Annotated in this window: 14 protein-coding genes; 2 read left to right on the top strand and 12 right to left on the bottom strand. The window is 38.9% G+C overall.

Annotated features, from left to right (window positions below; genetic code table 11):
- Positions 1–56: 56 nt before the first annotated feature.
- The 3 genes from H7U17_RS01195 to H7U17_RS01185 all read right to left on the bottom strand — a co-directional run bounded on the left by H7U17_RS01195 (position 57) and on the right by H7U17_RS01185 (position 3,834).
- The gene (locus H7U17_RS01195; protein ID WP_186753956.1) at positions 57–791 is read right to left on the bottom strand and encodes an RluA family pseudouridine synthase; all 735 of its coding nucleotides are present in this window, start codon (positions 789–791) and stop codon (positions 57–59) included.
- 106 nt (positions 792–897) lie between these two features.
- Positions 898–2,478 (bottom strand): peptide chain release factor 3, encoded by a 1,581-nt coding sequence (locus H7U17_RS01190; RefSeq protein WP_186753954.1) that lies wholly within the window; start codon positions 2,476–2,478, stop codon positions 898–900.
- A gap of 120 nt (positions 2,479–2,598) precedes the next feature.
- On the bottom strand, positions 2,599–3,834 hold the full coding sequence (locus H7U17_RS01185) for a sensor histidine kinase (protein WP_186753952.1): 1,236 nt from the start codon (positions 3,832–3,834) through the stop codon (positions 2,599–2,601).
- Between the two features lie 158 nt (positions 3,835–3,992).
- Here H7U17_RS01185 and H7U17_RS01180 point away from each other — a divergent pair, with 158 nt between their 5' ends.
- Positions 3,993–4,463, top strand: coding sequence for a Dps family protein (locus H7U17_RS01180; RefSeq protein WP_186753950.1), 471 nt, complete (start codon positions 3,993–3,995; stop codon positions 4,461–4,463).
- A gap of 73 nt (positions 4,464–4,536) precedes the next feature.
- On the opposite strand, the gene H7U17_RS01175 is transcribed toward H7U17_RS01180, so the two are convergent.
- The 9 genes from H7U17_RS01175 to H7U17_RS01135 form a co-directional block, all read right to left on the bottom strand.
- Positions 4,537–5,847, bottom strand: coding sequence for an ABC transporter permease (locus H7U17_RS01175; RefSeq protein ID WP_186753948.1), 1,311 nt, complete (start codon positions 5,845–5,847; stop codon positions 4,537–4,539).
- Complete coding sequence (locus tag H7U17_RS01170; RefSeq protein WP_186753946.1) at positions 5,840–6,745, bottom strand: ABC transporter ATP-binding protein; 906 nt, start codon at positions 6,743–6,745, stop codon at positions 5,840–5,842. The genes H7U17_RS01175 and H7U17_RS01170 overlap by 8 nt, the downstream gene beginning before the upstream one ends.
- A gap of 70 nt (positions 6,746–6,815) precedes the next feature.
- Positions 6,816–7,709 carry a hypothetical protein gene (locus H7U17_RS01165; RefSeq protein WP_186753943.1) on the bottom strand — a complete coding sequence of 298 codons (894 nt, stop codon included), beginning with the start codon at positions 7,707–7,709 and terminating at the stop codon, positions 6,816–6,818.
- Positions 7,710–7,805: 96 nt separating this feature from the next.
- On the bottom strand, positions 7,806–8,918 hold the full coding sequence (gene dnaJ / locus H7U17_RS01160) for a molecular chaperone DnaJ (protein ID WP_186753942.1): 1,113 nt from the start codon (positions 8,916–8,918) through the stop codon (positions 7,806–7,808).
- A 6-nt stretch (positions 8,919–8,924) separates the two neighbouring features.
- Entirely contained in the window at positions 8,925–9,503 is a 579-nt protein-coding gene (locus tag H7U17_RS01155) for a nucleotide exchange factor GrpE (RefSeq protein ID WP_186753940.1), read from the bottom strand.
- Between the two features lie 108 nt (positions 9,504–9,611).
- On the bottom strand, positions 9,612–10,604 hold the full coding sequence (gene obgE, locus H7U17_RS01150) for a GTPase ObgE (protein ID WP_186753938.1): 993 nt from the start codon (positions 10,602–10,604) through the stop codon (positions 9,612–9,614).
- Positions 10,605–10,700: 96 nt separating this feature from the next.
- Positions 10,701–11,273 carry an adenylate kinase gene (locus tag H7U17_RS01145; protein ID WP_186753936.1) on the bottom strand — a complete coding sequence of 191 codons (573 nt, stop codon included), beginning with the start codon at positions 11,271–11,273 and terminating at the stop codon, positions 10,701–10,703.
- Between the two features lie 42 nt (positions 11,274–11,315).
- Positions 11,316–11,843, bottom strand: coding sequence for a hypoxanthine phosphoribosyltransferase (gene hpt, locus H7U17_RS01140; protein WP_186753934.1), 528 nt, complete (start codon positions 11,841–11,843; stop codon positions 11,316–11,318).
- Between the two features lie 82 nt (positions 11,844–11,925).
- A complete protein-coding gene (locus H7U17_RS01135) occupies positions 11,926–12,843 on the bottom strand; it encodes a M20/M25/M40 family metallo-hydrolase (RefSeq protein WP_186753932.1) in 918 nt (305 codons plus the stop codon).
- A gap of 170 nt (positions 12,844–13,013) precedes the next feature.
- On the opposite strand from H7U17_RS01135, the gene H7U17_RS01130 reads away from it, so the two are divergent.
- Positions 13,014–14,288, top strand: a complete 1,275-nt coding sequence (locus H7U17_RS01130) for an OmpA family protein (RefSeq protein ID WP_186753930.1) — start codon at positions 13,014–13,016, stop codon at positions 14,286–14,288.
- Positions 14,289–14,339: the final 51 nt, after the last annotated feature.

Below are 14,339 nucleotides of genomic sequence, written 5' to 3'. Positions count from 1 at the left end.
ACAATCAAAAAGGCCGTCAATTGACGGCCTTTTTTTTATAAACATCTCTTTTTCTCTTAGCCACTAAAGGTATTATCAATATGCTGATCCTTTGCCTTTACTGATTCAAAATCCAAAAACTGTTCCCAGAAAGGCTCCTCGGGCAAGCCTGCCCTTAAATAAAGTTTTTCCTTTTTAACCGGATGAACAAAAACCAAATGAAATGCATGAAGATTAATACTGGCATCAGGATTAGCCTTGGAAAAACCATACCTAAGATCTCCTCGAATAGGACAACCCATAGAAGCTAGCTGCACCCTAATTTGGTGAGGCCTCCCCGTAACAGGCCTAACCTCCAAGAGCCAGTGATCATTCAACTTACCCAGCCTCTTATAACTTAACTCAGCTCTTTTACTCCCCTCTACCTGATCATCAAAAGCTTCGGTAACATTTCGCTTTTCATCTTTAAGGAGATAATGCGTCAGCTTAGCCATCTCTTCCTTTGGCCTTCTTTTCACTATTGCCCAGTAAACTTTATGAATATCCCTTTTTTTAAACAAGACCATCATTCTTTCAAGGGCTTTTGATGTTCTTGCAAAAACCACCAAACCACTTACTGGCCTGTCCAGTCTATGCACAGGATGCAAAAAAACCGCTCCAGGCTTATCATATTTTTTGGCTATATAATCCTTACAATAATCCGTCAAGGTCTTATCACCTGTACGGTCTCCTTGTACCAAAATACCTGCTCTTTTATTCACCACCAAGAGGTGGTTATCTTCATATACTACCGTAAAAGGTCGCTTTGACATATTAGATCGATTTTATAATTGCAAAGTTAGCAAAAGAAACTTCACAGACCGCTATAGCCTGTTGGGTCTTAAACGAAAAAGGTGGCACAAAAACCACCTTAATATTTTAAAATTCTGAAGTAAAATGAAATTCTATACCTGGATAATTATCCTGAACCATCTGTAACCAAGCCTTTGACTCAGCCATAAACACCAATTTCCCATCCTTATCATAGGCAATATGCCTGTTCTTAGAACGAACAAATTCATCCAACTGTTTTTTATCCGAACTGCTTATCCAGCAAGCCTTATATAGATTCATTGGTGCAAACTCCACCGTAGCATTATACTCATTCTTTAGACGGAATTGAATCACCTCAAACTGGAGCTGCCCTACTGTCCCCACTACTTTCCTAGCCCCAATATCAAAAGTAAACAACTGTGCAACACCTTCTTCCATCAACTGCTTAAGCCCTTTTTCTAACTGCTTGGTCTTCATTGCATCCTTATTGATCACCTCCCTGAATATCTCAGGAGAAAAGCTCGGAATACCTTTAAATGTAAGGTTCTCACCATCAGTCAATGAATCACCTATCTTAAGGTTACCGGTATCATATAAACCAACAATATCTCCAGGATAAGCTTCATCTATAATTTCCTTATCCTGAGCCATAAAAGAGGTTACATTGGAAAATCGCAAAGGCTTGGTCCCTCTAACATGATTATAGGGTTTATTTCTCTGAAACTTACCAGAACAGATCCTCAAAAAGGCAATCCTATTTCTGTGATTAGGATCCATATTTGCGTGAATCTTAAACACAAAACCACTGAACTTATCCTCCTCTGGCAATACCTCCCTCTCCTCTGTCACCCTGCTCTTAGGCTTAGGAGCGATATCAATAAACGTATCCAACATCTCTTGAACACCAAAATTATTCACTGCTGAACCAAAGAACACAGGAGCAACCTTTCCTGACAAATAATCTTCTTTGCTAAATTCTGGATAAACCCCCTCTATCAATTCCACATCCTCTCTCAATTGCGCTGCATTTCCATCTCCCACTAAGTCATTCAGCTTGCTATCCTCAAGATTCTCAATAGCCACAATCTCATCGGAAATCTTCCTTTGTGACGGAGTAAATAAATTGAGAGACTTATTATATAGATTATACACCCCTCTAAAGGTCTTACCCATGGAGATTGGCCAAGATAAGGGACGTACCTTAATATTCAGCTTTTCCTCTACCTCATCCAGCAAATCATAAGGATCCCGGCCTTCCCTATCAAGCTTATTGATAAAACAGATTACGGGAGTGTTCCTCATCCTACACACTTCCATCAGCTTTTCCGTTTGGATCTCTACCCCTTTCACACAATCAATCACCATGATCACACTATCTACTGCGGTAAGGGTCCTATAAGTATCCTCGGCAAAATCCTGGTGACCAGGAGTATCCAAAAGGTTGATCTTAATATCTCGATATTCAAATCCCATTACAGAGGTAGCCACAGAAATACCTCTCTGCTTTTCTATCTCCATCCAATCTGACTTGGCATGGGCATCAATTTTATTGGATTTTACAGCTCCTGCTGTCTTGATTGCTCCCCCAAATAACAGCAATTTCTCCGTAAGGGTAGTCTTACCAGCATCGGGGTGGGAAATAATTCCGAAAGTTCTTCTTTTTTGAATCTCCTTGGTCAAACTCATCTTTCTGGGGGTCCTTTATTTGCAAGATGCAAAGGTAGGCTTTTTGCATGAAAGATTGAAAGTTATCCTCAACAACCAAACAAATCCTTATCATTACCAATAACAAATAGATTAGAGCCCTCAACTCATAAAAGGATCCTCCACGTTAAATTCTGAAGTATTTTCCTTATTGCCCCTTAGGACAATTCTAAAAGTAGTCCCCTTGCCTATTTCTGACTGGTACACAAAAATCCTCCCTTGATGATATCCTTCGATGATTCTTTTAGCCAAAGTAAGTCCTAAGCCCCAACCCCTCTTTCGAGTAGTAAAACCAGGATTGAAAACTTTTTTAAACATACTTTTATCCAGTCCTTTACCCGTATCAGTGATATCTATATGAACGAACTTTTCGCTATCCTTCACGATATTGATAGAAATCTTACCCTCACCTTTCATCGCATCCACCGCATTCTTACATATATTTTCTACAACCCACTCAAAAAGTGACTTGTTCATCATCGCCTCTACTTCCTCTGCATGGGTATTAAGATTGATATTTACTTTACTTGAAATTCTTGGCCTCAAATAGTTAACTGCCTCATCAATCACCTGATAAACATTTTCCTCTTTGATAACAGGGGAACTCCCAATATTTGAAAACCGCTCAGTGACCATTCTCAACTTGGAGACATCCTTATCCAGCTCTACAATAACCTCCTTATTTTCTTCCCAAACTGGGGAATTCTTCAAATAATCAATCCACGCCATCAAAGAGGCTATCGGTGTCCCCAACTGGTGTGCGGTCTCTTTCGTCAAACCGGCCCATACTCTATTTTGTTCAGCTATTTTTGACTGGTTAAATACTGCATAGGCCAAAATTCCAAAAACCAAAATAACTGACAGCTGAACATAGGGGTAAAACTTCAACCTGGTCAACAACTCTGAATTGGTATAGTACAGGTATTGGTTTTCTACAATTTGAATGGGCTCGTAATCCAATTTCATTCTTTGCACCTCAGCCCTGAGTTTCTTATCCTTCTCCTCTTCAGTGGCATTATTCTTAAAATTGATATTCCTGTACTGATCTGTGGGATTACCAAAGGCATCAGCGACTATTACAGGAATATTATGGTTTTCCTGAATAATACCTTTATGAATAAAAGTTAGATTATCAGAATTGTTAGCCACGTACTCCATCGCACTGGCATAAAGCGTAATCTGCTTCTTCTCTCTCTCCTTTAATTCACTGACCAAAGTATTGGTATAATAAATTGACCCCACACTAATAATCAGAGAAGCTATAAAAATAAGCCACTTGACCTTTCCTCTGTTATGATATAGATCTAGCATCGCCAGATCCTGAAATTTATTCTTCATTCTTTAATTTAAATCCTTCCTTCGAAACCAAATACTTACCTTTAAACAACTGATATTCATCATAGATATTTCCTATCAATCATAGAAATTAAGTGTTTGTCTTAAACCTAACAATCCTGTAAATTCGAATATATTTTTAAATAAAAAAAAAAAAAAACATGGCAACTAACGAGATAGGATTAAAAGTTACAGATAGCAAAGCTCTGGTAGAACAATTGAATAAATTATTGGCCAATTATGAAATTTACTATCAAAATTTAAGAAATTTCCACTGGAATGTTTCAGGACCTAACTTCTTTGAATTGCATGCAAAATTTGAAGAACTATACAATGAAGCCAATGATGCCATCGACGAAACAGCCGAAAGAATATTGACACTTGGCGAGCGTCCTTTGAGCGCATTTTCTGAGTACATCCAACATTCAAGTATTCAAGAAGCTTTGGAAGTTTCATCACCAAAACAAATGGTGGAAACCGTAAGGGACAACCTTAACACCTTGCTCAAGCTGGAAAGAGAAGCTTTGGAAACTGCCGCATCCCAAGGGGACGAAGGTACAGTAGCCCTAATGAGCGATTATATCACCTCGAAAGAAAAAGTAATCTGGATGCTTTCCGCTTACTTAAAATAAAACATTAAAAGGCTCATCAAAAATGATGAGCCTTTTTTCTATCTTTCATACCCTCGATCAAAAGCACTCCTAACTAGTTATTTTGTTTGACCCATTTCCATAGGGTCCTATAATTCACCTTGGTTCCATGCACCAATATCCCAATTCTATAAATTTTTCCTGCAATCCAAGTCGTGAAGAAAAAGCCTCCGATCAAAAACAACATTGAAAGAATCAATTCCATGGCTGGAATCCCAAAACTAGCCCTTCCGACCATGGCAATGGGCGAGGTAAATGGAATAACAGAAAGCCAAAAGGAAATATTACTGGACGGATCATCCAAAATAAACACAAACAGACCAAAATAACTGGCCATCAAGGGAATGGTCACTGGAAACATAAATTGCTGCGCATCTGATGGTGAATCTACCGCTGCACCTATTGCCGCAAAAAAGGCCCCATACAGTAGATAACCTCCAAGAAAATAAAATAAAAATGTAAATATCAATTGAAGAAAATCTATTCCCTGTAATACCTGAATTATTTTACTCACCTCACTTGACTGCGCCATCGCCTGTGCCATTTCTGGATTGGTCATCTCCATCACTTGCTGTTGAGGCATCTGCATCCCAAAATAGCCCATCACAACAGTTGACACCATACTGATCAACACTATCCAAATCAAAAATTGTGTAAGCCCCACTGCTCCTATCCCAATGATCTTGCCCAACATCAGCTGAAAAGGCTTGATCGAAGAAACCAAAATCTCAATAATCCTACTAGATTTCTCCTCTATAACACCTTGCATTATCTGGGTTCCATACACAAATATGAAGGTGTAAATCAAGATCCCCAAAACAAAGCCTAATGCATAATTAACACCAGCATCAGTCATCTTTTCCTCGCCTTTCTCTCCCAAGGTTACTGAACTGATCGAAACATCGGTTTTTATCGACTTAATGAAACCTGGATCAATACCAGACTCATAAAGTCTAATATCCTCAATTTTCCTTTTTAGCTCCCGCTCCAAATGATCCACTAAACTTACACTGGTACTGTTTCCTGAATAAAACACAATTCCCTTTGGATCCTTAATATCGACTTTTGGTATATATAAAAATCCATATCTTCTACCATCCTGAACCATAGCCTTGGCCTCATCGACTGGCAATTCGGAATATGAAAAAGCATATTGGCCACTACTTTCCATAAAAAACTGATTCCCTTCGTCAACGACCTCAATAATTTTCAGGGCTTCTTCACCCTCATCACTAAGAGAAATCCAAAGGAATACTCCCAATATTGCAGGAAACACCAATGGAGTGATCAGGGTAGCTAACAAAAACGATTTTTTTCTGACTCTCGCCAAATACTCCCGCTTTATGACCAAAAACACTTTATTCATGTTCGTTGTCTTTTACCTTTTGAATAAAAATTTCTTCTATGGTAGGAATCACTTCAGAAAAACCCAATATCTCACCATACTTCATCAATTCAGAAACAAAAATATTAGGTTCATCATCTTTCATTTTTATCTTGAACTCTTGATGACCTTCTATTGTGGTTTTATGGTCCCAGATCCCTTCTGGCAAACTTCCATTAACATTTCTGAGCATTACCGAAAAGGTATTGGACCTAGCTTGGTCTTTCACCTCCTGAACTGAACCATCCAGTACCTTGTGAGACTTATTAATCATGGCAAGATGATCGCATAACAGTTCCACGGACTCCATCCTGTGCGTAGACAACATGACTGTGGTGCCATTATCTTTCATCTCTATAATTTCATTTTTTATGATTTCTGCATTTACTGGATCAAAGCCAGAAAAAGGTTCATCCAAAATTAAAATTTCAGGTTCATGGATTACGGTGGCTACAAACTGAACCTTTTGGGCCATCCCTTTTGACAGGTCCTCGATTTTCTTATCCTTCCATGCCGCAATATCCAATTTATCCAGCCAATACCTGACTTTTTTCTTGGCATCATTGGCAGATAGCCCTTTGAGCTGCGCAAAGTATAACAACTGCTCCGCTACTTTCATACGCTTATATAACCCTCTTTCCTCAGGAAGGTAGCCGATGTGCTTAATATGCTTAGGTGCTAAACTTTCTCCTTTGACCAATATTTCACCCTTGTCTGCTTCGATGATTTGATTAACAATTCTAATCAAGGATGTTTTTCCAGCACCATTAGGGCCCAATAAGCCAAAAACCTTCCCCGCAGGAATTTCTAAGTCAATATTGGTTAGCGCAGCCTGAGAACCATAGCTTTTATAAAGCCCTTCAATCTTAAGAATACTCAAAACAATGTGTTTTTAAACCTTGGTAATAATAAGAAAAATATAATTTAAGAATAAGTCTTAAAGACATTACTTATTTGAGTGTCAGTGAACCTACTGAAACGTCTATCTCAAAAGTCATTATATTCTCCGCATCCTCGTGATAGCCCTTACTCGCATAGGTTTCTTTGTCTATACTTGACAAATAACTTGGAACACTCGTCCTACACATAGCAGTGGATTTTATTTTCACAATATAAGGGTAACGGCTCGAAGGCAAAACTATATTTACCGATCCAGCTCCAACTGTTGCGGAAATATTACATGGCTTGAGAATATCAAAATCTTCCTTAAAATTCAAGTCCACCTTACCATAGTTAACATCAAAAATCATTTGATCTGCTTTGGCAAAGGCTATATTTACCCCTTTTACAGTCCCCATATTGATCTTCACCATCAGCGTATCCATCTCAACACCATTAATGGCATCTTCCATATAGTGCAAATCTACATCCGCTGTAGCAGTCTTTACCTTACACTTTTTAATGTTCAGTCCTGAAAGGTCTAGATGTGCCTTCCCAATACCAAAATGAAAATCCATATCATAGGCATAATTTGCACTTAAGCCTACTTCCCATGTATGATCAAAATCCCCCTCACTATTGGCAAAAAGTTTTGAGGACAGTCCTTTACCAAAACCATCATTTTCCACATTATGATGACTCAAGCTGGCATGAAGAACTCTGTCATTTATTTCATAATTAAATTCAGGAAGTATATTGACTTTAGATAGATGCGTGTGGATCAAAATAGGATCAGAAGAATACATCTTCTTTATTTGGGAAACACCTTTATAGGAGGAAAAATCTAATCGTACTAAATCCACATCCTGCTGCTCTTCCACATTAAACTCCTTTATTATTTGGGCTTTTACAGCCAAACAATAGCAAGAAGAGAGGATCAGAATTAAGCACAATTTATTCAACATACGAATAAATTACGGTTCGTTACCCAAAAGGTTCTGTTAATCACGAAAAAAGCCGGGAAAATTCCCGGCTCTTTAAATATCTACCTAATACTCTGACTAAAAGAATTCCTTCATTTTGTCAAAAAAGGTCTTCTCAGACTTTCCTGGATCAGGAATAAAGTTCTCCGAAGTTCTCAGAGACTCCAATTTCTCACGCTCTTCTTTGTTAAGCTGCTTTGGTGTCCAGACGTTCACATGGATCAATTGATCCCCACGGCCATATCCATTGAGATCTTTTACTCCCTTGCCTTTCAACCTCAAAATTTTACCACTTTGGGTTCCTGGATCCAATTTTATTTTCACCTTACCATCAATGGTCGGCACTTCTATCTGTGCTCCCAATGCAGCATCAATGAAACTGGCATAAAGATCGAACACCACATTATTACCATCCCTTTGCAGAATCTCGTCTTCAATCTCTTCTATCACAATCAGCAAATCTCCAGCTACTCCTCCGGGGATTTCATTCCCTTTACCAGAGAGACTCAACTGCATACCATCAGCTACCCCTCCTGGAATATTGATAGGAATCACCTCCTCTTTGAGCAACAATCCATTTGCATCTGCATGATCAGGCTTCTTGTCAATAGTCTGTCCGGTTCCCCCACAACTTGGGCAGGCACTTGCAGAAACCATTTGGCCCAACATCGTATTAACTACTTTTTTCACCTGTCCTGAACCCTGACAAGTTGAGCAAGTTTTAAAACTTACTCCATCAGCGACAATATGGCGTTTAACCTTAATCTTCTTTTCTACACCATGGGCAACCTCTTTTAGGTTAACCTTAAGCTTCACGCGCAAGTTGGTTCCTTTTCTTACCCGTCGGCCACCTCTACTTCCGCCACCGAAAAAGGAATCAAATCCTCCTCCGCCACCGAAGATATCGCCAAATTGAGAGAAGATATCATCCATGTTCATACCGCCTCCTCCGAAGCCGCCATTACCATTGACACCTTGGTGCCCAAAACGGTCATAGCGCTCCTTCTTTTCTGGATTGCTCAACACCTCATAAGCCTCAGCAGCTTCTTTGAACTTTTCCTCAGCAGTATGATCATCAGGATTTTTATCAGGGTGATACTTAATGGCCATCTTTCTATAAGCCTTCTTTATCTCTCCCTCACTTGCATCTTTTGAAATCCCTAATACTTCGTAATAGTCTCTTTTTGCCATAACTAATTAAGATCCAATGACTACCTTGGCATATCTAACCACTTTTTCGCCAAGCATATAGCCTTTTTCCACCACATCGATTACTTTACCCTTAAGATCCTCAGATGGAGCCGGTATTTGCGTAATAGCTTCTTGCTTATCCGCATCAAAGTCCTTACCAATGGCATCTTCCATTTGAGTCAAGCCCTTTGCCTCAAGTACTTTGGTCAACTTATGGTAAATCAATAAACTTCCTTCCAGAACCTTTTGACTCCCTGTTTCACTCTCTTCAGCTTTAATGGCTCTTTCAAAATCATCCACCACAGTAATCAAATCTTTCAAAACATCCTCAGAGGCTGTTTTGATCAAATCCAATCTCTCCTTGGAAGTTCTCCTTCTGTAGTTTTCAAATTCTGAGTATAATCTCAGGTATTTATCTTTTAATTCTTGATTTTCTGCTTTCAACTTATCCTCTTCTGACAATTCTTCAGTTACTGCTTTCTCGTCAGACTTTTTCTCCTCTTGACTTTCAGCACCACTTTCTTGATTAAGCGCTTGATCTTGTGCTTCAACGGGCTCTTCGGTAGCTGCTTTATCCTTATTCATACCTTCTTTTACTATATTTTCTATTATCCTAAATGAAATACAACTCTAATTCACTTTAATCTGGAACAACAATTAGTTTGCCATAATAGTTTTCCTGACAAACTGACATTAAGCTATTATCGCACTGTAAATTAGGTCTTTGAGTTTATCTAGATTATGCTGACTAACTGACGAAATAAATAGATATGGTACATCTTCTGGCACATCTGATTTCATTTCCTCCATCAATTCCTCATCCAACATATCAGATTTAGAAATAGCTAGTATCCGCCTTTTATCCAATAATTCAGGATTATATTCCTTTAATTCATTCAATAACACATGGTATTGTTCCTTGATACTAACCGCATCTGAAGGAATCATAAACAATAGGATGGAATTCCTTTCAATATGCCTTAAAAAACGAAGTCCTAACCCCCTACCCTCTGCAGCACCTTCTATTATTCCAGGAATATCAGCCATCACGAAGGACCTGTCATCCCTGTAACTGACAACGCCAAGATTTGGCACTAAAGTGGTAAATGGATAATCACCTATTTCCGGTTTTGCAGCCGAAATACTTGATAATAAAGTAGATTTACCCGCATTCGGAAAGCCTACCAATCCCACATCTGCCAAAAGCTTCAGCTCAAGAATGATCCATTCCTCTATCCCCTCTTCCCCCGGCTGCGCATAATGTGGTGCCTGATTGGTGGAAGTCTTAAAATGATCATTACCTAAACCACCTCGTCCACCTTTGGTCAACACCACCTCTTGACCATCTTCGGTGATCTCGAAGCGAACTTCCTTGGTTTCGGCGTCTTTTGCCACTGTTCCCAAAGGAACTTCCAAAATGATATCGCCACCATCTTTTCCTTTTCTCCTGCCTCCCTCACCGCCTTTACCATTTTGGGCAATGACATGCTTTTTATACTTAAGGTGTAAAAGGGTCCACAGCTGGGCATTCCCTCTTAAGATTATGTGCCCACCTCTTCCACCATCCCCACCATCAGGACCTCCTTTGGGCACATGCTTCTCACGCCTAAAATGAGCGGAACCAGCCCCTCCAGCACCCGAACGGGAGCAAAACTTTACATAATCAATAAAATTAGAATCTGCCACGGCTTTATGTATTATTTCATTCCTAAACAAAATTGGCTAAGAAAAATTCTTAGCCAATTATTAAATCTTCTGCAAAGGTACTATTTATTTCCCAGATTAATACTTATCTATTTCTGCACAGATTTTTTCAAAGATCACCTCTATCCCTCCTACACCATGGATAGTAGATAACTTGCCTTGTTTTTCATAATAAGCCGCTACAGGAAGTGTTTCATCTTTATACACCTTGATCCTTGTATTGATCTTATCTTCATCCTGATCATCCACACGGCCTGAAGTCTTTCCTCTGTGTCGGATTCTCTCCTTTAACTCTTCCTCAGGAACATCCAAGGCTATCATTCCAGAAATAGATTCTCCCTTATCCTCCAACAACTTATCCAATGCCTCTGCTTGCGCCACAGTCCTTGGAAACCCATCCAAGATAAACCCATTGGCATCCGCAGTAGTTTTGAACTTGTCATCAACCATTCCAATGACTACTTCATCAGGAACCAATCTCCCCTCGTCCATATATTTCTGGGCAAGTTTTCCTAATTCAGTACCTTCTCCAAGATGCTTTCTGAACAAGTCTCCTGTAGAAATATGTACAAGATTATACTTGGAAATTAATTTTTCACTTTGCGTCCCTTTTCCTGCACCAGGAGGTCCAAATAAAACTATATTTAGCATAATATGAATATTGTTTGTGCTGTGATCCCCATGCTATTCGGGTCACTTAAGTTGATATATTTCTTTTAAATTTCTACCAAAACCATCATAATCCAACCCATAGCCAACTACAAATTTGTCAGGAATCTCAAAGCCTATATAATCAACCGTAACAGGTTTCTTTAAAGCTTCAGGTTTCAATAACAGACTTACAACCGAAATACTGGCTGGCTCTTTCTCTGAAATACTTTCCAATAGATGAGTCATGCTTACTCCAGTGTCTACTATATCTTCTACCACAATCACTTCCCTACCCTTGATCTCTTCTGAAACACCTATCAATTCCTTCACCTTACCTGTAGAATTCATGGCTTGATAGGATGAAATCTTAATAAAGGACAATTGAAGTGGAATATCCACTTCTTTCATTAAATCTGAAATAAACATAAAGGCTCCGTTCAAAACACCCAAAACTAAGGGTTTCTTACCTTCATAATCCTTTGATATATCCTTGGCTATGTGAGCAATCCTTTCTCCCAACTCTTCCGCAGAGATAAACAGGGTGAATTCTTTATCCTTTACCTTCATCATAAATAATAAAAAAGCCCTAAAATTAGGGCGTTACAAATATAGAAAATTTTAACCTGACCTTCCTAATTTGAAAGCCAAAGACTTAAAGATGAGCCATTAGGTATTTATACAAAGCTATCATGGCGGCCAAGTCTTTAAGAGACACCCTTTCATAAGGTGTATGGACATTGTCTTCTGGAGCACCTATAAAGCACCAATCTACCGGGTACGGGCTCATCTGAATCTCTCTACCGTCACTTCCTCCTGCTCCTTCCACTTCAACCTGAAAAGGCACTCCACTTTTTTGCGCCAATGCAACTATCTTATCAGTAAAAACTTTCCTGGGTATAAACTTATCCCTCAATGAGATCGCAACCCCTTCATGGTGCTTCACCCCCTCAGTCACCCAGGTAATATCAGAGATCAAGGCTTGCTTTATGTTCCAATTTTCATAAATATGTTTAATTAAAAATGGCACACTTCCACCTCCATGTTCCTCATAGGTAGAAAAAACAATTACACCATTCTCTAAATCTTCACAAATCTTGAGTGCATTGTACACTCCCAACCTATTATCTAAATAAGCTCCTTGAATAAATTCATCATCCAGAACTATATTTTGCTTAAAGGACAAGTTTGTACCAGGAATTATCCCTCTCTTAAAATCATGGGTCAGATAATCATCAACAATTTTAACCTTGCATTCTATTGGCCCCAATGCATCTTCACCGACTAATTCATCTCCATCATTAATGTCTGGACCTCCCACTGCAACCAACTGATTTTCATACCTTGACGTAAACCCAATAGTATCAATATGAGCAAAAACAGCAGTTCTAGGATCTCCAAACTTAAGGATAATATTATCTTGAAATATTCCACCATGATATATTTCTGGTTGAACCTTCCATTCGCTCTTTCGTTCAAGCACATAATCGACAATAAATGCAGAAAGCTCATATTCGTCTCCTGACACACCTCTTTTTTCGAGGATTTCGAGTAAAATATCCAACGTTGGCATAGTTTATGAGTAAATTATTTTGCAAATTTCGGACTTAATAACTAAAAACAAATAGTCAAAAGTTTATAGTTATTGAATAAAAAATATACATTTGCATAACAGTTAATAGTTACTAAGTTTGGATTTAAATTAATTAAACACTTAATTTTGGAAAAAATTTTTTTTTAATCATGAAAAAATTATTACTATCAACATTAATGGCTGGTGCCTTAGCAGTTGGAGCTAATGCACAGAATGACTTCAACAAGTGGTCAATCGACGTTAATGGTGGGTTTAATAAACCAATGGCTCCAATCACGCCAGGTTATTATTCTCCATCTTTGAACCTTGGACATGCTGACCTTGGCGTTAGATACATGTTCAACGAGAAATTTGGTGCTAAACTTGATTACGGATTTGGTAAGTATCAAGAAGCTGACGGGACTCCTGAATTCGAGACCAACTACTACAGATTGAACCTTCAAGGTGTTGCTAACCTTGGTAGAATCATGAATTTTGAGACTTTCTCAAGAAGCATTGGTTTATTGGGTCATTTCGGTGCTGGTATCGGAAGAGTGACTCCTCAATCTAACACTTGGGCTGATTTCGAAGATAACGTTTATAACTTTATCACCGGATTGACAGCACAGGTTAAACTTGGTAACAGAGTAGCTCTTAATGGTGACATCAGCACTGTAATTGCTGGTCGTCAGGATGTAGCTTTTGATGGAGCTTCTTCTATCAATGCTGGTACTGAGAATGGTTACTATGGTGCCAATGCCGTATCTTGGACTGGTACATTAGGTCTTTCTTTCTACCTTGGTGGACATAGCACTCACGCTGACTGGTACATCAGGGATGACAAGTATGCTACTAGAGACGAATTGGAAAGCCAAATCGGAGAGATCAAAGACATGTTGAAAGACTCTGATGGTGACGGTGTACCTGATTACCTAGACAAAGAGCCTAACACTCCTGCTGGTGCAAGAGTTGATTCTCATGGTAGAACTTTGGATTCTGATGGTGACGGTATCCCTGATCATTCTGACGAATGTGCTTTCGTTCCTGGACCTGCTTCTAATAATGGTTGTCCAGTAGAGGAAGTTGAAGAAGAAGACTTCTTCAAGAAAGCTATCAATGAAGGTTATGTTAATGTTTACTATGCTTTCGATAGTGCTAAGCCTCTAGGTTATTCATCTTCTTCAGTTAACTATGTAGCTAACTTCTTGAAGAGAAACCCTGGTGTTAACGTAGAAGTTAAAGGCTATGCTGATGAAATCGGACCAGAAGATTACAACATCAAATTGTCAGAAAGAAGAGCCAAAGCTGTTTATGATCTTTTGATCTCTGCAGGTATAGATGCCTCTAGAGTTTCTTACAAAGGATATGGTGAAGATACTAGCGTAGACAAGCAATCTAAAGATGCGCGTCAGTTGGCTAGAAGAGCTTCTTTCGAGGTTCAATAATCTTCCAAACGCATAAATTTTAAAAACCGACCTTTACAGGTCGGTTTTTTT

Source organism: Echinicola salinicaeni (genome assembly GCF_014280965.1).
Taxonomy (GTDB): domain Bacteria; phylum Bacteroidota; class Bacteroidia; order Cytophagales; family Cyclobacteriaceae; genus Echinicola; species Echinicola salinicaeni.
Note: the sequence above shows the minus strand (reverse complement) of the source record. Positions and strands in the feature narration are given on the sequence as shown.